Origin of the sequence: Sporosarcina sp. UB5 (assembly GCF_050859005.1) — a bacterium.
Taxonomy (GTDB): domain Bacteria; phylum Bacillota; class Bacilli; order Bacillales_A; family Planococcaceae; genus Sporosarcina.
Genome location: NZ_CP125984.1, coordinates 364,677 through 384,991 on the forward strand (window position 1 = coordinate 364,677; position 20,315 = coordinate 384,991).

At 41.9% G+C, this 20,315-nt stretch carries 21 protein-coding genes and 1 riboswitch; of the genes, 4 read left to right on the top strand and 17 right to left on the bottom strand.

Translation table 11 applies throughout. The features are described from left to right. Positions 1-65: 65 nt before the first annotated feature. From QM454_RS02110 to QM454_RS02135, 6 genes are all read right to left on the bottom strand, one after another. Positions 66-821: an energy-coupling factor transporter transmembrane component T family protein gene (locus QM454_RS02110; protein WP_432360934.1), complete on the bottom strand. Its 756-nt coding sequence runs from the start codon at positions 819-821 to the stop codon at positions 66-68. Next, positions 802-2,172, bottom strand: coding sequence for an ABC transporter ATP-binding protein (locus QM454_RS02115; protein WP_432360936.1), 1,371 nt, complete (start codon positions 2,170-2,172; stop codon positions 802-804). Before QM454_RS02115 ends, QM454_RS02110 begins: the two co-directional genes overlap by 20 nt. Next, entirely contained in the window at positions 2,165-2,746 is a 582-nt protein-coding gene (locus tag QM454_RS02120; RefSeq protein ID WP_432360939.1) for an ECF transporter S component, read from the bottom strand. The genes QM454_RS02115 and QM454_RS02120 overlap by 8 nt, the downstream gene beginning before the upstream one ends. A gap of 1 nt (position 2,747) precedes the next feature. Continuing rightward, the gene (locus QM454_RS02125) at positions 2,748-3,329 is read right to left on the bottom strand and encodes a YkoF family thiamine/hydroxymethylpyrimidine-binding protein (protein ID WP_432360941.1); all 582 of its coding nucleotides are present in this window, start codon (positions 3,327-3,329) and stop codon (positions 2,748-2,750) included. A gap of 79 nt (positions 3,330-3,408) precedes the next feature. Further along, positions 3,409-3,514, bottom strand: a riboswitch (TPP riboswitch). A 287-nt stretch (positions 3,515-3,801) separates the two neighbouring features. Next, positions 3,802-4,284, bottom strand: coding sequence for an NUDIX hydrolase (locus tag QM454_RS02130; protein ID WP_432360943.1), 483 nt, complete (start codon positions 4,282-4,284; stop codon positions 3,802-3,804). Between the two features lie 114 nt (positions 4,285-4,398). After that, the gene (locus QM454_RS02135) at positions 4,399-5,391 is read right to left on the bottom strand and encodes a YecA family protein (protein WP_432360945.1); all 993 of its coding nucleotides are present in this window, start codon (positions 5,389-5,391) and stop codon (positions 4,399-4,401) included. Positions 5,392-5,630: 239 nt separating this feature from the next. Here QM454_RS02135 and QM454_RS02140 point away from each other — a divergent pair, with 239 nt between their 5' ends. Next, a complete protein-coding gene (locus QM454_RS02140; RefSeq protein ID WP_432360948.1) occupies positions 5,631-6,011 on the top strand; it encodes a helix-turn-helix domain-containing protein in 381 nt (126 codons plus the stop codon). A 40-nt stretch (positions 6,012-6,051) separates the two neighbouring features. Here the strand turns inward: QM454_RS02140 and QM454_RS02145 are convergent, their stop codons facing one another. From QM454_RS02145 to QM454_RS02155, 3 genes are all read right to left on the bottom strand, one after another. After that, the gene (locus tag QM454_RS02145; protein WP_432360951.1) at positions 6,052-6,543 is read right to left on the bottom strand and encodes a hypothetical protein; all 492 of its coding nucleotides are present in this window, start codon (positions 6,541-6,543) and stop codon (positions 6,052-6,054) included. Positions 6,544-6,632: 89 nt separating this feature from the next. After that, positions 6,633-7,583 carry a polysaccharide deacetylase family protein gene (locus tag QM454_RS02150; RefSeq protein ID WP_432360954.1) on the bottom strand — a complete coding sequence of 317 codons (951 nt, stop codon included), beginning with the start codon at positions 7,581-7,583 and terminating at the stop codon, positions 6,633-6,635. 71 nt (positions 7,584-7,654) lie between these two features. Further along, complete coding sequence (locus QM454_RS02155) at positions 7,655-8,221, bottom strand: AAA family ATPase (protein ID WP_432360957.1); 567 nt, start codon at positions 8,219-8,221, stop codon at positions 7,655-7,657. Between the two features lie 103 nt (positions 8,222-8,324). Between QM454_RS02155 and QM454_RS02160 the strand changes: the two genes are divergently transcribed. After that, positions 8,325-8,654 carry a YqzG/YhdC family protein gene (locus QM454_RS02160; protein WP_432360960.1) on the top strand — a complete coding sequence of 110 codons (330 nt, stop codon included), beginning with the start codon at positions 8,325-8,327 and terminating at the stop codon, positions 8,652-8,654. A gap of 302 nt (positions 8,655-8,956) precedes the next feature. Here the strand turns inward: QM454_RS02160 and QM454_RS02165 are convergent, their stop codons facing one another. From QM454_RS02165 to QM454_RS02175, 3 genes are all read right to left on the bottom strand, one after another. Continuing rightward, positions 8,957-9,802, bottom strand: a complete 846-nt coding sequence (locus QM454_RS02165) for an MBL fold metallo-hydrolase (RefSeq protein WP_432360963.1) — start codon at positions 9,800-9,802, stop codon at positions 8,957-8,959. Positions 9,803-9,833: 31 nt separating this feature from the next. Next, entirely contained in the window at positions 9,834-10,889 is a 1,056-nt protein-coding gene (locus QM454_RS02170; RefSeq protein ID WP_432360966.1) for an LLM class flavin-dependent oxidoreductase, read from the bottom strand. A gap of 287 nt (positions 10,890-11,176) precedes the next feature. Then, complete coding sequence (locus QM454_RS02175; protein WP_432360969.1) at positions 11,177-11,839, bottom strand: reverse transcriptase-like protein; 663 nt, start codon at positions 11,837-11,839, stop codon at positions 11,177-11,179. Positions 11,840-11,967: 128 nt separating this feature from the next. On the opposite strand from QM454_RS02175, the gene QM454_RS02180 reads away from it, so the two are divergent. Then, the gene (locus QM454_RS02180) at positions 11,968-12,618 is read left to right on the top strand and encodes an HAD hydrolase-like protein (protein WP_432363831.1); all 651 of its coding nucleotides are present in this window, start codon (positions 11,968-11,970) and stop codon (positions 12,616-12,618) included. Positions 12,619-12,715: 97 nt separating this feature from the next. Here QM454_RS02180 and QM454_RS02185 read toward each other — a convergent pair whose 3' ends face one another. The 5 genes from QM454_RS02185 to QM454_RS02205 form a co-directional block, all read right to left on the bottom strand. After that, positions 12,716-13,141, bottom strand: coding sequence for a VOC family protein (locus QM454_RS02185; protein ID WP_432360972.1), 426 nt, complete (start codon positions 13,139-13,141; stop codon positions 12,716-12,718). A gap of 230 nt (positions 13,142-13,371) precedes the next feature. Next, positions 13,372-14,421: an ureidoglycolate dehydrogenase gene (allD, locus tag QM454_RS02190; protein WP_432363833.1), complete on the bottom strand. Its 1,050-nt coding sequence runs from the start codon at positions 14,419-14,421 to the stop codon at positions 13,372-13,374. Positions 14,422-14,480: 59 nt separating this feature from the next. Then, entirely contained in the window at positions 14,481-15,248 is a 768-nt protein-coding gene (gene allE / locus QM454_RS02195) for a (S)-ureidoglycine aminohydrolase (protein WP_432360974.1), read from the bottom strand. Positions 15,249-15,305: 57 nt separating this feature from the next. Then, the gene (gene allC, locus QM454_RS02200) at positions 15,306-16,568 is read right to left on the bottom strand and encodes an allantoate deiminase (RefSeq protein WP_432360977.1); all 1,263 of its coding nucleotides are present in this window, start codon (positions 16,566-16,568) and stop codon (positions 15,306-15,308) included. 225 nt (positions 16,569-16,793) lie between these two features. Continuing rightward, entirely contained in the window at positions 16,794-18,452 is a 1,659-nt protein-coding gene (locus QM454_RS02205) for a PucR family transcriptional regulator (RefSeq protein ID WP_432360980.1), read from the bottom strand. A gap of 179 nt (positions 18,453-18,631) precedes the next feature. On the opposite strand from QM454_RS02205, the gene QM454_RS02210 reads away from it, so the two are divergent. Continuing rightward, complete coding sequence (locus QM454_RS02210) at positions 18,632-20,305, top strand: PucR family transcriptional regulator (protein WP_432360983.1); 1,674 nt, start codon at positions 18,632-18,634, stop codon at positions 20,303-20,305. Positions 20,306-20,315 lie beyond the last annotated feature (10 nt).

Consider the following 20,315-nt stretch of genomic DNA (forward strand, 5'->3'; position numbering starts at 1 on the left):
TCATACCTTTTTTCGCCTTAAACCGCAAAGTCCCACTTGAATACGCCAAGTGGGACTTTGAGAAATTACTTGATATACAATACACTCGTACAACTTAGAACGAGAAGCACCATAAAAATGCTAGCGATAACCCCGTCCACTTTGCCAACGCGAATGACTTTGTAAAAGCTATTCCTTTTCTCACCTGTGAATCCCCTTGCCTCCATCGCAAATGCAGCTCTTTCTGCTTTTCGGACAGCACCCGCGAGCATCGGGAGAAGGATTTTCCGCATATGCAATAGTCGGTGGATTGCGTTCTTCTCTTGCATCGCTCCTCTAAGGCGATGAGCTTGCTGGATTTGGACAAATTCATCTTTCAGAACGGGAAGAAACTGATACCCGACTAAAATGCTATACGCGATTTTCGGGGACAACTTCATTTGCTGCATTAAGCTTAAAATGAAGGATACTGGATTTGTCGTTAATGCAAACAAGAGCGACAAGCTGGAGAATGCAAGGACACGAAAACTTAAAGACAACGCATGATTCAATTGGACTTCCGTAATGTTTACTGACCAAATCGATAAGACAACCGGCCCTGATTTGTCTCCAGCGAAGACGAGCGTCGTCCAAAAGTATCCGAACGCCATGATGAAAAACGGAATCATGAATAGCATCCACAGTTTCCAATTAATCCGGCTAAACAACAGCTGGATGAGTAGCACGCCGACCCACATGAGCAATGGCGTCCACGGATTGAAAAAGAACGCCATCGTGAGCATGCAAACCGTGACGACAATGAATTTTGCGGAAGGATTCATATTATGCAAAGCAGAGCTCATGTTGCACCCATCCTTTCGGTTGAAGCAAATGATGGGTAGCTAGTAACTGTTCGTCTTGCCAAACTTGATTGGCATTAACCTTCCCTGTCAAAGCTCCGTCCTTCATTAATAAAATCGAATCCGCCACATGAAACGCAAACTCCATATCATGAGTGACAATTAAAAAGGTCGTTCCTTCCTTTGCCCGCTCGTCAATCAACTTGAACAACTCGCTCATCGAAGCTGCGTCTTGCCCGGATGTCGGCTCATCCATCAAAATAATTTCCCTACCGTCACATAGCATCGCAGCAATCGCCACTCGCCTCTTTTGCCCATGGCTTACGGCAAAAGGATGTGCACATGCAACCGTCGCCAACTGCAATCGGTCTAGCAATTCTTCTACTCGAGCGCCGCCACCGAAAGCAATTTCTTCCCGAACCGTTTTCGTCACGAATAAAAACTCCGGCGATTGGGGGACATACCCTAAATTAGAAGGGCTTACAGTTCCATTCGTAGGAATCAAATGGCATAACGCTTTCAACAACGTCGATTTACCACTTCCATTCGGACCAGCTAGGATCGCCACTTCCCCCTGGTTCAATGTGAAGGAAACGTCTTTTAGAAATGACTCTGTGCCGACTTTTTTTACTTCCAATGACAGGAGTTCCTGTTTGCTGCTAAGCCTTTTCGTTATATGGTCCGTATCATTTATTCGTGCCAACTGAATTTCACGATCGAAAAAGGCACCCCATAAATCGAGCCGATGCTCAATCGCGAAGATCGTCAACGACCGTTTCTTTTGCAGCTCATCCAGCCAATCGATGAACTGCTTCGCAGTATACGGATCTAAATGTGAGATCGGTTCATCAAGAAGCAGAACTTCCGGCTCCATAATTAATGCACACGCTGTCGCAATCCGTTGCTTTTCCCCACCGGATAATTGTTGGATAACGGAATGCCGGAATTCAGTCAACCCCGTTAACTCCAATACGTCCCCTATGCGACCATCCATTTCCTCGCGCGCCACGTTCAAATTTTCAAGCGTGAACGCAAGCTCCTCTTCGACAGTCGGCATGCAAAACTGTGCATCCGGATCTTGAAAAACGGTTGCAATCCGGTGGTTCACTTCCCCGGGTGAATAGGAATGACTTTCTTTATTAAATAACGTAACAGAACCCTTTACGACGCCATCGCAGTTTTCCGGATATAGCCGGTTGCATAAATAAAGCAATGTCGTTTTGCCGCTCCCACTCGGCCCTGTAATAACGACTTTCTCCCCACGATTGATTGACAATGACAGGTCTTCAAAAATCCATTCCTCATCATCGGGATAGCGAAAGCTTACGTTATCGAACCGGATTACTTCAGGCACCGGCCTCACCTTTCTTCGCACGGGTAATTGCATATCCGCGGAGTGAACCTGTCGCAAGTAAACCGTCGACGACCATTTTGCCGCCAATGCCTGCGATAACTGCTCCGCTGACGATTCGGATGCTAAGCATAAGCAGTACATACCCTGGACTGAACACGGCGAACCCGCCTAAGAAATAGCCATAAATAAAGCTGAATACAGAAGAGCCGACCCCGGCCAACATTAACACCCATAGATCAAATCGACGGTAACGCGTTGCAGCGAAAGCCGCCTCTGCACCTAATCCTTGGATGAGACCTGCTAGAATTAAACGCGGACCGACCGCATTCCCTAATAGCACCTCGATCGCTGCGGCAATCGTTTCCGAAATGACGGCTGCGCCGGGTTTCCGGATAATATACATACAAATGATTGACACGATGAACCAGATGCCGAAAATCCATTCATAAGCAATCGGGCCAATAAACCCTGCCCAAATATTGCCGACGTGTAAAAACAGCAAGTAGACGATTCCGAAAACGACTGAAAACAACGACATAAGAACGACTTCTTTCAGTTTCCATGACTTCAACATATTACAGCCCTCCGTGCGACGGACTGTTAATGCTCATCGAAACTGTCATGACGAGATGCTTATGCTCTTCAGAACGTGCATTGCTGAAAGACTCTTCGTAAAACGCAAACACATCATGGATATCCCCATGGATACCGCTCGCATAGTGCATTGAATCATTGAAGACGCCTTGCTCCTTCGCCCGGTCCACTTCGCGATAAATGATCTCCATATACGCCGGATTATTCATCGGATAAAGCGCAAATTGCGAAGAGACATATTGCTTCGTCGCATCCGTATTCGCGATCTTCTCGCCTTTATCCAAATAGGCGTCACCCGCCGTATCACCCGGGCATCCTGCCGAAAACGTCCCGGATAACGCGATATGCTTGCCCGTTTTCGCGGCATGCAACGTAATCGCCTTCGCTACGTTAAACACATGAACTTGCTTGCCGCGAATGACAGTTGACACATCATCTGTATGCATCCACACATTCGACGTATCGGTTTGTTCCAACGCTCCTTTAATTACACTTACAAAATCATCTGCCATCGGATATAACGAAAAACGAAACCCGACGATTGGACTTAATCCACATTCCATTTCCTTCGACCTCCCGAAATTTTTTCATAAAAAAAACTACATCCCGGAAGATGTAGCACTTTCTCCAATATGAAACAATCGGAAAGCCACTACACTTCCCCACGCAGGCATTATCCTGATCGGGTTATAAGGGATCGGAGCTCTTGCTCGCATCTCAGCCAAATTGGGCACCCCTAGTGCAGAAAACGGTATGTAGTTGTAATTTATGTTGCCATTAGTATAGACGAAGAATTTTTTATTGTAAATAAAATCTGGTAAACTCGTACTTTCGTCCGTATTGAATATTCAATAATGCCTACTTTCGTGCAAATGCGCATAAAATCGTTTATTCACGCATAAATCCATGAAATGACGCATAAAATCGCATACTGACGCATAAATCCATATATGCACGCATAAAAGTAATTAAACGCTCATAAATCGTCAGAAAGACGCATAAAATAATTTTTTCACGCATAATGTATCGCGTTCCTTACACTTTCCTACTCAATTTCAATTCGAACTCCGGATGTGTAACATATTCTTGATACTCCACATTCCCGTCAAATTTGAAATACTCCTCAATGCGAGCACGAATCGCTGGCTGTGTAATATAGTCAAGCACTTCTTCTTTCGGAACCCACTTACAATCCGACGTCTCATCCGACGTCCGTAACTCGCCACCGACCGGTTTGCACGCAAAGTCAAACATTACTTTCGTCGGGACGTCCGTCACCCCGTCATACCATTTGTAAATGGCGGAATTCGTATATACCCCAATGAGATGGGCCACTTCGACATCGATACCACTTTCCTCTTTCACTTCCCGAACGACACCATCTATAAGGTTCTCCCCGACTTCAACTTGTCCTCCCGGAAACACCCATCCGCCATGATGCGTTTTTACGATTAACAGATTCCCTTCTCCGTCTTCAACGAGCCCCCCACAAGCTACAATATGTGTCGGCATTACCATTTTCCCCATCCCCTTTTCTTTAATAAACTAATTCTACCAATATTCTAATAGTAAAGAAAGGTTTCAAAAAATCCACCTACCGCTTAAGGAAGCAATAGGTGGATGTTAAACAGTTCAATTCGTAACTTTGGCTTCGTAATAAGCCTCCAGATCTTTAGCATATTTATTCATAGATGAAGGAGAGACCTCGAACCATTCAGCAATTTCTTTCAAAGGCATGGAAATCGGTTCAAAGAATGAATTCTCTTGACCGAAACGAATTGCGCCTGCTGCAATCGCCATTTCCTTCCGAGCATTCGGTTGCTGTTCCACTAAGAAGTCTTCAACAACGTCCAATAGTTCTTTCGATTCCCGATTATGTTTTTCTAAAAACTCCATTGCAAACAACAGAACTCCAGCTTCGAAGTTTGTAAACTCGCCACCTTCATAGCCGTTTTCGCCGAGGCACTTCCAAAATTCCATTGCATTTTCCTTCAGGAATATAGACACCGATTGTTTTTCGGAATCAAACCGGTTCGCAAATTCCTGAATTGTGTTCGTATGGTCCGTCGGGAAAAAGATCAAGCTTGATACAGCCAAGTTGTTATGTTCATCGCCCGTTTCGTCCGGCAAAATGAAACAGAACAAATGGACTCCTACAGGCACGGGCTTATCGCTTTCCCGGCGCAGTTTAATCGTCTCATCTTTGAAAATCATTTGAACCGTCATATATGTATCATCCACTTCGACTACTTCCCCGATGAAAGGCCTTGGGTGTTGCCACGTCTCAACGACTTGCAAAACGGATGGACGCAATAGCTTTTTCTTCTGTTTATCCAAATACCCTGACCAAATGTCCGGTCGATAGTTGAAAAAGAATTCATCCAGCACAATTGCCTCTATCATTTCTTCTGGTAAGTGAACGTTTAACGTCTGCTTCCATTCATTCGCCAGCTTCAAATAGTCAGGAATGTCCTTCCGCTCTGGATACTCATCATAGAACGTTTGTAAGACGCGTTCCAATTCATCTTTTTGAACCGTTTCGATCGTAACAGCATTTTTCGACTGACAGCATTTCTTATATTTTTTCCCACTGCCACAAGGGCAAGGATCGTTTCGTCCAATCACTTAAAACACTTCCCTAATAAAAATTTACAACCCTTCTAGTTTACCATTCATATGGCGTTTGCGAAACGGTTCCAATTTCTTGTTTTGGGATAGTATTCTCCCCTGAAAAATATCAGGAAATTTCAGTACCCCCATTTACCACTGTACGTTATATCGTACGAAGCGCGTTATTTGTATTGTTTGTAAGGATAATCAATTTCCATTTATTCCTCTAACCTCATAAGTAGAGGTGATATGTCATGGGAATGTCTTCAAATTTCATACGGCTTGTCGGCGAACAATTACGGATGATTAGGGAAACAAAAGGGATAAACCAAGAAGAGTTGGCGGAAAAAGCAGGAATCGCCAGAGCCCGGATTTCTGAAATCGAAAATGGAAGAGGCAATGCTACGTTAGCAACAGTAGAGAAAATTATGGACGCACTTGAAATTACACCAATGGAAATATTCAACTTCCAAAACCTTTCAAACACGAAAGATATTACAGATAAAAAGCTTTTAATTGAAATACATCGGTCAATGCTTATGGAACGTGACTTAAGTGAAATTCAATATGTCATAGATAACACGAAAACTGTTTTACGGTTAATGGATAAAAAATCGGAGTATGGAAAAGAGTGAAAAGAGCCAATCGCCAAGGCGGTTGGCTCTTTCGTTGAATTTAACAGAGTACGATAATTTTATAAGGTGTCGTTTGTGCTGGAATGCTTCTCGTCGTTGCACCATAGTTGACGATTAGATCCCGGTTTGCTGGATTCCCATTAAATGCTTGCCCATTTTCGAGAACGATTTCCGTTTGCCTCGATACATTCAATTTTAAATTGCCATCGCTGCTTATGAGTTGGCTGTTAAAGAAACTCACTTTTACAAAGTAATTTGGATTATCTTTCGCCATTACAATTGCCCGATATTGAGGAGGGTAAATGAACGGCACTGGCGCGTCTGCATCGTAAAACCCCGTTACGATATCCCCGACCTTTACTTTGACATGTTCAACAAAATAAGTTGAAGGTTCGACAACAAAATTTACAATCGAACCGTTCCGGTCTGTCAGTGAAAATAATTTGTAGCAGCCTGCTTGCGGATCATTTGGCACAATCGGAAAGTCATCAATCCCCATCACCCTACCTGTAAAAGATAGAAAGTTCGTCAATTGCATACCTCCATCACGATTAGAACGTTCGATACATAGTATGCAACTTCATTACAAAGTGATGGTTGATTCGAATTCCTTTGCATTAATTAATCAATCCGTTTTTCGCTCATCAAGTCGCTCACTGTTCCGAGTTGAAGACCTTTCGCTTTAATGTCAGTAATCATTGTTGCGAGTCCTTTCGCGACAGGGTCGGTAGGATGCATGAGAATCATTGACCCGTTTTCCACTTTTGATACGACGCGCCTTACCATTTCGGAAGGGTCCGGCTTTTTCCAATCTACCGTATCAACCGTCCATAAAATTGTTTTCATATTCAGTTCGTGTGCAACGTCGACCGTTTGTTGATTGAAACTGCCGCTTGGGGGTCCGAACCACTTCGGTTGAACCGATAGGGTTTCGACTATGACTTCGTTCGTCTTTTTGATTTCTTCCATCGTCTCTGCTCTTGAGCGTTTCTGCAAGTCAGGATGACTGTACGCATGGTTGCCGATTTCATGGCCCTCTTTGTAGATCATTATTGCAAGATCCGGATTCTTTTTCGTCCAACTGCCGTCAAAGAAAAATGTCGCTTTCACTTCATGTTCTTTAAGGATGTTGAGAATCGGTTGGATAAATTCATTTCCCCACGCAACATTAATGAGCAAGGAAACCATCGGCTTTTCAGGATTTCCCCTATAGATTGGATTCGGTTCCAAATCGTCCAAATGAACAGCTGGTGGCACTTCTTTAAAAACAAGCTTCGATTCGTCAAATGTTCCTGTCCTCTTCATCTTTTCGTAACTCGCTTTGACGTCTACACGCAATCCATTGTAGCCTGGTATCGCTTTCCAAACCGTATCCACTTTCGCATCAATCGGTTTAATTTCATGCTGTTCACTGTAGGATTTGATTTTTTGATAAAGCGCTTCATTTTTCACTTCGTTTTTCATTAAAGAATCTTGAAACTTAGCATTGCTTAGATTTGCATAGCTTCCTAACGATAGGATAAATACGAAAATAAGAAATATATTTTTTCCCGAACGGATCCTGTTTTTCATCGCAAGACCTCCATTTAATTATGTTGGCTTTACGATTCCCGTTCGCTTCGGAACTATACGCGTTCAATCTTTTAGCGGTTATCTTTTTCTATCATTATAATCTTCTCGATAACACGATTGACTTCCCCGCTATCTTTAATTACGAATAAATAATCTGCTTCTCCTTCAACAGGATCGACAACGTCTTCCTTAAGCGAATCCGCATTTTGCCGCTTAAGCACTTCTTCAAACTTTGATGCGCTTCTAAATATATTTGTAGAACGTTGACTGTTTGCGACGCGGGTTTGAAGTACATGATCCGGCAAGTCAAAGTGGACGAGGATGCGAATGAACTCATTCTTAGGAAACAATTGTTCAAGCAAGTACGCTCGACCTTTCCCACTTCGATTCGAATTGCAAATAATGAGATGGTAGTCGCTCTGTTTTTTCGCATAATCGACAATGAGCTCAGAAATAGCATGCTTAAGCATATTCGGCCCCGTCTTCGGTTGTAAGTTTTTGTAGTACGTATTAATGAATGCTCCATGATTATCTTGATCCATCACAATCGAATTTTTGAGCTTCTGCTCTAAGTCCATCGCAAAAGTAGTTTTCCCACTATGCGTCTTGCCTACTGTAATGACTACTAATCTTTTCATTGTTACAGCTCCTCTATGAATCACTTATCCGTGCCCCAACCGAATGAATCCAACTAAATGACTCATCCTAACAGCATCAAAACAGAAAAAGGAGTTAACATCCATGAGAAATTTACTTATAGCGCTCGGGGTACTAATGACTGTTCATGCTGCATTACCATATACACCGAGCATCACATCTGCACAAGTACAGGAACCCGCTTACGCCAAATGGGGACTGCTCGCAGTAAAAGAGACAAAACAAAAATATCCGAACGCAAATGTCATTGACTACTTGCACATCGGGAGCGAAACAAAAGGCGATACAACAATCGAGAAGTTCAAGTTATGGTTAAAAGACGACCGCCACGAATTCGGCGTCTTCGTCAACATCACATTCAACACAAAAACCGGCCAATTCATCAAAATCGACTTCCGTGAAACAGACAGGTGAAAACGGATAAAAACGGTGCCTGTGCAGCAAACAATTTAGTTTATTCACTACAATTGTATAAACAAATATAAAAACGAAGGCTTAGCGCCATTTCAAAACAGACTACTATACTAAATATACAAAATAGTGAATAGTCATAAATGTGTCGCGCACAGCCGCCGACACAATTCTGTCTATTCACTACAATTGTATGAACAAATAGATGGGAGCTCGTTATAGTAACACTTCGGAGTATCCCGACATTATATTTATCCAAGTTGTTGAATTATCATAAATGTACCTTGCACAGGCACCGACACAATTTACCAGCCGTTGACGAGGAAGCCGATTGTTTCGAGTTCTTCTTCGTTTAGGTCGCGTTGTAAGTTGGCGGCCATTTCTCGTTGAATGGCGTTTTCATCACCTTCATGTTTTTCGGTGAGCAGGGCAGCGTTTTTTAGCAGTTGCAATAATGAATGGAATGCCTCTTTATTTAGAGGGGCTGGATGATGGGAGAGGAAGAAGATTTCCGCATCGTATTTTTCCAATTGTTGAATGAGTTTCAGCGTTTTTTCAACTGTGTAATTCCATTTTTCTGCATATAAATTCGCGTAGAGGCAATCTCCAACAAATAAAGCCTTTTCCTCGGGAATGAAAATGACGCAGGAATCGCTTGAGTGATCTCCGCCGACATGTTCAATTTCACACGTCAATCCGCCTAAATGTACGGTCATTCGGTTCTCGAAGACAATCGTCGGAAGTTGAACTTGGATGTCCCGCTTATTCCCGAATTCTAACTTAATTGCGTCTGCGCAAAACGGGATTTCCGTTCCTTCTTCTACACGTCGATCTAAATGTTCATCTTCCCAGGAAAGGGGCTGCATTTCTTTAATTTTTCCGTACGTCTCTTTACACGATATACTTGGGACCGGAATTTCACGTAAGCCAAAGACGTGATCCCAATGCCAATGTGTAAGGGCGAGTAGATCGGGTTGAACCCCAATTTCCTTAAGCTGTTGTAAAAACAAATTAGCATGCTGAGATGAATTCCCCGCGTCAATGAGTATCGTTTTTTCTGCCCCAATAACAGCCCCCAATATCGGACGGTCTGTTTCTTGAACAGGCGGTAAATAATAAAGGCGATCGGATATTCTCGTTAGTTTTTGCATTTTTCTTCTCCTCACTACATAGCTACATCTATTATTGCGTATTTTCCTTTTCCCATCGTGCAATTTCATCTCTAACGATTGGTGCCACTTCGGTTCCTAGCAATTCAATCGCCTTCATGACTTCTTTATGCGGCATGGATCCGACAGGAACGTGAAGCATGAACCGTTCAACGCCGACATTTTTACGGAGGTGGATGATCTTTTCTGCAACGGTTGTAGCGTCCCCTACATACAACGCCCCTTCCAAACTGCTTGCCGCCTCAAATGTGTTGCGCGTGTATGGTCCCCATCCGCGCTCTTTCCCTAGCACATTCATTACGTGTGCCGTTGGCGGGAAAAATTTATCTTTCGCTTCTTCGGTTGACTCCGCAACAAAACCATGAGAATGGGAAGCGACTTTGAGCTTTGATACGTCATGTCCCGCCTGTTTCGCCGCTCTCTTGTACAATTCAACGATTGGCGCAAACTGTAACGGACTGCCCCCGATAATCGCAAGTACAAGAGGCAGTCCAAGTACGCCCGCCCGTACAGCAGATTGAGGTGTGCCTCCGCTTGCAATCCAAATTGGCAACTGGTCTTGTTCAGGTCGTGGGTACACGCCTAAATTAGGAATCGAAGGACGATGCTTTCCGTTCCATGTCACCTTTTCGGACTCGTTAATTTTTATTAATAACTCTAGCTTCTCATCAAACAACTCATTGTAATCTTGTAAGTCGTAACCGAATAATGGAAACGATTCAATAAAGGATCCCCGGCCGGCCATTATCTCCGCACGACCGTTTGAGATGGCGTCGACCGTCGCAAATTGTTGGTAGAGACGCACCGGGTCATCTGAAGATAAAACAGAGACAGCACTCGTTAGTTTAATTCGGCTTGTCCGTGCAGCTGCAGCCGCAAGTAGAACAGTAGGAGACGAGCACGCAAAATCTTCGCGATGATGCTCTCCTACACCAAACACGTCCAGTCCGACTTTATCCGCTAACACGATTTCTTCTACGACTTCACGGATACGCTCCGCATGACTTATGACATGACCCGTTTTCACATCCGGCGTCGTTTCCACGAATGTTGTTACGCCAATTTCCATTGTTGTGACCTCCATTTGAACAACCGCTTTTGCATCTATTGTATACTAACTTAAATGTAACAGCCGTTCCAAGGCATTATCCTTACAATTTAAAATGGCCGCTATTTTAAGCATAATTGCAGCCACACGTGAATAAATTTGGATATACGCTTGCAAAGGAGTGATTGAATGGCAAAATGCAAAAAATGTGGTGCCGAGAAGACTAAAGGCAAGGATTGCAAAAAGTGTAATTGATTATACGTAATTCATTAATAGAGAATCCTTTGTTCCCGTAATGGGAACTTTTTTTATTCCCTCATTCTATCGATTGTCGCTGAAATGTCAATGCCATCCAATGCCTGTGATGCAAGCCGGTCAGCCTCAGCATTCACTTTACGCGATACGAGCTCATATTCCGGCTGAATACCGAGCTCTTTCACCTTCGCTTCGATTCGATCCGCCCAACTGAACAAATTCTGTTCAATGACCGGCCACTCTTCGCTCAAATGATTAATGACGACCAGGGAATCGCCGATAAATCGGACTGGCATGTTATGGACATTCAATAACTCCAGCTCTTGCAAGCAAAAATAAAGTGCTGCATATTCTGCCTCGTTATTCGAGATGAGCTCTTCGACAGATGCGTTTCTCCTATGTCGATACGACTTCCCGTTCTGGTCGTAGTAAATAACACAACCTAAACCTGCTGCCTTCGTTGTCAGATCGAATCCCCCGTCAAAATAGACAGTGATATTATGTGGTTCTGTTTCAATCCCTTTCAAATAGCCTTTCATTTCCTTAACCGTCCACGAACTGTCAAACCGGTCAATGAACTTCACGCTTTTCGCACGGCCCGTCCTCTCCAAATCTTCAGCAATACCAACAGCTAGAGCCGCATCCATTTCTTCTGAACGGAAGACGGTTTCCAATCCTTTAGGTGATTTATACGTCCATTCCACTATAACGTTCATCGTTTCCCCTCCATTTTTCATTAAAGAAGCTGTATTGCTATAGTATTCATCTATTCCCAATGAATCATCCTCTCACGCCTATTCGGTCAGTATGCTAAACTTTGGATAATGATGTTAAAGGAGATGGTTTGGTGCAATCAATCATTTTTGATATGGACGGAACTTTATTTCAAACAGACAAGATTTTGGAGCTTTCACTTGATGATGCTTTTGAAAAACTGCGTGTCATGAATCAGTGGAGCGGCGCAACCCCAATCGAAAAATACCGCGAAATTATGGGTGTTCCTTTACCTAAGGTATGGGAGGCTTTATTACCAGACCATTCTATGGAAATAAAAGAACAAACGGATGCCTATTTTTTAGAGAGATTAATCGAAAATATTAAAGATGGGAAAGGTGCTTTATATCCAAACGTAATCGAGATTTTCGAGTATCTCACGGAAAGAGATTGTTCAATCTATATAGCGAGTAATGGGTTAACAGACTATTTAGCAGCAATTGTAGACCATTATCATTTGGATGATTGGGTTACCGAAACGTTTAGTATCCAACAAATAGACACGCTCGATAAAGGAGATTTAGTTAGAACAATCATAGAGAAATATAAAATTAATAACGGTGCTGTTGTTGGAGACCGACTATCTGATATAAATGCAGCAAAAGACAACGGTTTGCTTGCAGTCGGATGTAATTTTGATTTTGCACAAGAAGAGGAACTCGCCCAGGCTGATTTTGTAATTAATGACTTGATCGAGCTGAAAACTGTATTGTTCAGATGAAATCTTATGGAATACAATGAACAAAAAAATAATTCAACATGCAAAAAAGCACCCTTCGAAAAGGGAGCTTTTACTGTTGTTTTCACCTTTATGAAGTTTATTGTTTACCTTCTGTGTAAATTTGAAATGTCACTCCGAATTTGTCCGTTACGATGCCGTAAGCAGGGCTGAAAAAAGTATCCTGCAACGGCATTTTCACTTGGCCGTCCTGTTGCAGAGCTTCAAATAATTTCGTTGATTTTTCAACATCATCTGAAGAGATGCAAAGTGTTACTTGATCGCCAACTTGAGTCGTTTCCCCTGGAAATGTATCCGAAAACATCATGTCAGTTTCCCCAACCTTAATCATTGCGTGCGAGATAAGTCCTTTTGCTTCTTCCGGCAACGGAAATTCAGGGTTGTCCGGCATTTCACCAAACGTTTGCTTAAAAAGCACTTCCGCTCCGAAAACGTTTTCATAAAACTCAATTGCTTCGTTTGCATTTCCATTCATCATTAAATAAGGCGTCAATCGTAATGACATTTCTCCCACAACTCCTTCAATATTAGTTTTTCAAAGCATCTGCCAAACAACATTAGTTCTTGGCACTTATTTCATTTTAACAACAGAACGTACATTCGTCAACTTAAAGTCGCTTTAAAGAGTGAAGTTTGCTTATATTCTGAAACCTAATGAGTTTAAATATGAAGCGAAGCGGCGCGACCAAATAAAAAAGGTGACCATTCAAAATGGTCACCTTCCCTCAAACGATCTTACTTAGCAAAAGGGCTTTTATTATCGTATGCATTGTTATGAACAACGTCCGAAATTAAATACTCATAAATATGATCTACAATTTCAATGCCGTTTTCCTCGTAGCTCTTTTCCCTTTCGGCACTTCTTTGGCCAGGGTACGAAACGTGATCAAAACCAGGAGCCGGTTTAATGTTGTTCAAATCTTCAATTGTCGTCGCAATGCTTTCCTTAAATGAAGTTAAGCCTGCGAAGAACTCCGGATTAATAACAATATGGAGTTGTCCAAGATTCCGGTATTCCGTGAGGTCATGGTACATAGACGACACTTTATTTCCGAATGGAAGTCCGAGAAGAATTCCGGAAAGAACGTCCACCATCATCATAAGTCCGTATCCTTTTGGTCCTGCGATTGGTACTAATGCATTTACTTTAAATGGATCGGTTGTTGGTTCTCCATTGCTATCAACGGCCCACGTATCTGGAATCGTTTCGTTTTTTGAACGAGCATGAAGAATTTTACCCCACGCTTGAACAGTTGTCGCCATATCAAATGTAATGTTTTTACCGTCTTTGCCTGGTGCAGCAAAAGCAATTGGATTTGTACCGTAGTAAGGTTCGGATCCTCCATAAGGGACGACCATCGGATCTGATTGGCAAAGTGAAATGCCGACCAAATTCTCGTTTGCAGCTTGTTGAACGAAGTAGGAAAGTGCGCCACTATGACCGATTCTTCTTACACCAACGACAGCGATTCCATTTTCTTTCGCCATTTGAATGGCTTCGTCCATTGCTACTTTTGCAGCGACATGTCCTACTCCATTATCGCCATCAAAAATAGCTGTGCATGGACCCGTTTTCTCGAAAGTGAAATCAGGATTGACGTTAATTCCGCCTTTAGCAATTCGCTCTGCATAATACTCAACTCTCATTGCGCCGTGAGAGTGTACTCCACGAGCGTCTGCATGGACAAGAACGTCTGCAACGCCCCGTGCATGTTCTTCGGTTAGACCTGCTTTATGCAGCTTTGTCGTAATTAACTCATTCAACTTCTCATTACTTAATCTCATTAAACTCACCTTTCCCGTCCTCTTGACTCACTCTCATTATCATACCCTTAGAGGGCTTATTATAATGAAGCGTCCCGGTTGCAGTCTTTGGAATAAACGTATGTCAATGGCTCTCTTCCGACTGCATATGCTGCTTGATGTACATAAGGTGCCATGAAAATATAATCATCTTTTTTAACTGGAATCCATTCATTGTCAAGGTTGTACATACCTTCACCAGATAACAAGTATGCACCGTGTCCTTGGTAATGCGTTTCAACGAATGGGTGGCTTCCTGCCGGGTCAAATGAAAGAATGTGGAAGTTCATGTCGAACTCAAGTTCCATTGGTAATAGATCTTTCAAGTGAACGTTGTGCATATCGTCATAATCCATGTACTCGATATCATTCGCATGGCCGGAAACGACCCACGGTTTGCGGCCGTCTTTTAATGGTGTATGCTTTTGCTTGTAAAGGAATAGACGTGAATCGCCAGCTTCCATATTTTCCAAATACATTGTTACGCCTGGTGGGCAATAGAGATAGCCGCTTTCTTCAAGAATGAATTCTTGATCGTCCGCTTTCGCTTTCACTTTTCCGCTAAGGACGTAAACGAAGCATTGTACATCTTCTTCGCCGCAGTACCCTTCGCTATTCTTTCCACCTTCATGCATTGTGACGATGTAGTCAACAAAACTTGCACCGAGTTTCGGTGAAGCTAAAATAGAAATTCTGCAATTTTCAAATCCAGGAATAACATTATTTACTAATCCTTCTGGAGCAATTAGAGCATATTTACCTGGCTTAATAATTGATCTGCTTGTAAGAATATCATTTGGATAACCCATCGTTACATTCTCCTCTATTTATATATATTTTCAGGCATATACCTGGCATTCAATACATTATTCTTTATAACCTAATTCGTAAAGCGCACCGATTAGTGCTTTCACACCTTCTGCTAAATGTGCAGGCTCAGTAAATTCAGCAGGGTTATGGCTAATCCCTTTTAGGCTAGGAACAAACAGCATCGCTGTCGGTACGACCGGAGCAAAAATTTGAGAGTCGTGTCCTGCGCCGCTATGCATCACCTTATAGTTAAGGCCATTTGCTTTACATTGCTTTTCAATGAGCTCAACAATTCTTTCATCCATAGGAACTGGATCTTCATCCATCCAAAGATCGATGTCCATTTCAACTTCATGAGCTGTTGCAATTTCCTGCATTCTTGCCTTCATACGTTCTGTAAATGAAACAATCGCTTCTTTATCGGTATGTCGAACATCGATTGTGAAAATAGCTTTTCCTGGCACAACATTAACGATGTTAGGATGAGCTTCAAATTTCCCTACTGTTGCTACGAGTGGATCTCCGGTAACTTTAGCCATTGAAATAAGTTCGTGAATCATTTCGGTAGCCGCAAAAACAGCATCTTTTCGGTACCCCATTGGCGTTGTACCGGCATGATTAGCTTGACCTGTTATTTCTACCGTATACCGTCTTTGCCCAACGATGTTGTTCACGACACCAATTGCCGTTTGTTCCATTTCTAAAACGTTGCCTTGTTCAACATGAACTTCAACGAATGCTGTAACATCGTTACGAGGCTCCTTCGATTCATCTTGGAATCCGAAGCCTGCTTGTTTCATCGCTTCGACAAACGGAAATCCATCGAAATCGCTAATCGTTTCAACGTCTTCACGCTTCGCTAAGCCGACAATATTTTTAGATCCCCAAAACGAGTAAGGGAAACGGCTTCCTTCCTCTTCGGCCATCGAAACGACTTCGATGTTTCTGATAGGTTGACCGAAATGTTTTTTCAAGTATTTCAACGCTAAGATTCCAGCAACAATGCCATAGGCACCATCAAACCGACCGCCGTTTTTCACCGTATCGACATGGGAACCGGTCAAAACCGTTTCAGCCGTATTTTTTCCTTTTAACGTTCCGAATAGGTTTCCAATTTCGTCGAATCTGGCTTCGAAGCCTTCGTTCTCCATCCATTGTTTTAATGCTTGTTGCCCTTCAACCCATTCTTTCGTATAAAGCAAACGAGATACGCCGCCTTCGGAATCTTTCCCAAACTCAGCTAGCCACTCGAGCTTGCTCGCTGTTTCTTCAACGAGAACGTCTAGTTTTTGTAGAACATCTTTGATTTCGTCCACCATCTTCCACCTCCCTCTTGTTTGTGCTATGTATACTTGCTCGTACTTATTTTGGAAGATTGTTCCTAGTGAAGCTCGTTTATAGAATTCATGTATATCCTATACATAATCTATAATTCTAAACGGTTTACACGAATTAAGCTTTTGCAGAAAAGGATAAAGTTTTATCTATTTTTTAACCAATCTAGATAACAAAAAAGAAGAGGCAGCACAAAGGCCACCTCTCCCCTATAATTGTTTGTTTTCACGCTCTGTTAGTTCGTAAATTTTAAGTCCGACTCGTACTGATAACATTTCTTCCGAATCGTTAAAGTCCATTCCCGTTATTTCTTTAATTCGCTCCAAACGGTACACGACGGTTTTATAATGAACGAAGAGAAGTTTGGCCGCTTGAGAAATGTTTTGATTACACTCTAAAAAGGTTTGCAATGTCTTTAGCAAATCCGCTTGATTTGCCTGATGATACTCAAGCAATTCCTTCAGCGATTGTGGAATGAACTGAAGTAATGTAGTGGAATCTTTAATATGGCGTAGCAATCTAAAAATCCCTAACTCTGAGAATGCGGTAACCGATTCCAAACCATTTAACGTTTCGCCTAAATCTAATGCATCTTGAGCTTCTCTATAGCTTTTAGGAATTTCGGCAATATTACTCACGACACTCCCAATTCCGACTTGCACCGAGATATCTTTACTTTGCTCCTTAACCGCTTCTTGAATCGCCTTTGAAGTTTTCGTAATTTCGTTCGTCCATGAAGAATTACTGTTGCCTGTCTTATCAACTTTCCAAAGGACGATAAATAGATTGCTCCGATTCGCAATAATGCCGTTCGGTAAATAATGATGGATTGCTTCATACACAAGGAAATGACTTCGATCTGATAGATCACTTTTTTGTTCTAACACGACATCTGAAAAACGGTTTATTTTAAATAAAACCGCAGCAAATGACCCTTCGAGATCCCATCCGATCATATTCGCCTTTTCGTAAATGGCGTTAATTGACTGGACTTTGCCGCTAATCAACTCTTCAATGACGTCGTTTTTATATTTTTTTTCAACTTCTGCAACAGCAAATTGTTTCACCAATTCGAGGGATAAGGAGATTGCCGCGTTTTCTACAGCTATTAAATCAAGCTCACCAAGTGATTTTGTAATCTCCCCGATTAGCAAATACATTTTGTTATGATTTATCGTTTCAATTGGAACGACTATTTGGTGCCCTTTACTATTATTCAGTTCCGGGTATTTTACAATTTGTCGATAGTGTGGAAACTTTATTCCCGCTGTCCGTTCGTAAAAATGCACTTTTTCAACGATTTCAAATCGCTCAAGCTCTTGGTACGTCGAAACGATACAACTAAAATTCCGGTCAAATAACGCGACTGGATTACCAATCAGTTCTTCAAGTGTACGAATGATTTTCTCAAGACCTTTATCCGCAAGCGATAACGCCGTAAATCGATCATGGATCTCTTTATAATATTGAAGCTTTGTTACTTGATTATTAAACAGCTCTCCCATAATCGGATACATGACATCGACAAATGGAACGTCTTGCGGAAGCTGGATAATCGGCATTCGATGTTGTTCGCCTGCTTTCAGCAATTGATTGGATATCTCTTCACTATGCTTTTTAATAATAAGAGCACTTACGCTCTTTTCAGCTAACTTGGCAATAAAGTCTTTTTGCTCAGTATCATTAAAGTTCCGAATCGCATAGAGGCTCGTTAAGATTACTTCCCCGCCTTTAAGCCATTTGGCAATATCGGGGCCTTCCATGATCGTGACGCCTTCAATTCCATTTTGAATATACTTATGTCCGCTTAATACGTCAGCGTCCTTCATGGACTCCATTACTAATAAATCTTTTACTGTAAACTCCATTTGCCGCATCCTTGCCTCCGTTCGCTACACTGCTACACTCTAGTTTATAACTACCGTTACTAAATGTCATTGTTTACTTTGACCAATATACGCTTTGATTTCTGTCTAGTTTTCACGTAAAATGAACAAACTGTGGAATAAGGTTTCTACGTTTAAAATTTTATTAAAGAAGGTATTTCATGAAAACGATAAATGATTTATTTATATTAGAAGGCATGAAGGAAAGTATCGTGCTAGCAGGGCATCGAGGTCTAACGAGAAATGTTAAATTCGTCAACATATCCGACACCCCTGACGTTATTAATTTCTTAGCTGAAAATCATCTTCTCCTTACCACAGGTTATGCGTTTAAAGATGATCCGGAAAAATTTTGTGAATTAATTAAACAAATGCATGAATTAAATTGCGCCGGATTTGTTACTAAACTTAACCGATTTTTTCACGAATTGCCGCATGAAGTAAAACTACTCGCCGACGAACTGGCGTTTCCTATCATTGATATCCCAACAAAACATACATTAGGTGAAATTTCCCGCCACATTTTGAACTACTTAAATGACCATGAGGCTGAGCAGCTGTATTACGCCTTGCATGTGCAAAAAGAGTTTTCGAATATGCTTATTAATGGATATAGTTTAGGGGCTCTATTGGAACAATTAGGCCATCTATTAGCACGTCCGGCCCTTCTGTTGAATCATCGGGGTGAAAAGATTGCTCAAAGTCATGACTTTCTAAAAGAATCAATGAACGAAGTTGAACAGGAAATTATTCAACAAGTGAAAGAAGACTTATCTGTTGCTCGAGAAGGGATGACGTTTACGATTCCGTCAAGAGAACGGCAATCCGTTACAACTTTCCCGGTACAAACGAAGCGTCAATATCCAAGCATGCTCGTCATTGTCGATTCACTTACGTTGCCATACCCGTCTTCGCAAATGGCAATTGAACAGGCTGGGAATGTCATTTCATTCACAATCGTAAAAGAGCAAGCGATTGAGGAAAACTCAAGATTATTAAAAAATAATTTCTTTGCCGATTTAATTGAGAAGAAGATCCAATCAGATGAGGAGATTTTTAGTCGATCGAACTATTATGGGCTGCAAAAAGACTTGGACAGTGTTTGTGTCGTCTGTACGATTGATGCTCAAGGTGACAAGTATGAAACATTGCAGCTATACGAAAAAAAGGTTGGGGAACTGCATAATAGCGTCTATGACCAACTTGAAGATGAAATTATCCATAGTAATTTAGAAGCTACTTTGTTTACTAAAGGAAAGTACTTCGCCATCATTTTGCAATTCCCGAAGTACGGTGATGAGCAAATGAATACGATTACGTCTTTCATGGAAAATGTCCAAGCGAATTTTAATGGCGATTTTACTCTCTCCTTTGGGGTAAGCCACGCTGTGCCGTCCTTAAAAGATATACCGACCGCTTATTATGAGGCTGTTGAAGCGATCGTAGCCGGCTATGAACAAAACATGAAGGGGTTCATTAAATATTACAAAACGAAGGACTTAGAGGAACTGTTAATAAGCCTTCCTCGCAAAGAATTAAAATCCCTTTACGAAAGCACATTAAAATCATTGGCCTATCCAAAAACAAAGGAAGCGCAAGAGTTAGTAAAAACGATTCAAGTGTATTTAGATTCTCAATGTGAGTTTTCGGAAACATCGAGGAAATTATTCGTTCATCGAAATACGATTAAATATCGAATAGAGAAAACAGAAGAACTGCTTAACTGTTCACTACGCGACCCCGCAGACTCATTGCGAATTCGTGTCGCTTTACTCATCGGCTCCATATTTAAAGATGACGATGAAATAAATCAGCAAAAATCCCAAACCGAATGAGGTTTGGGAT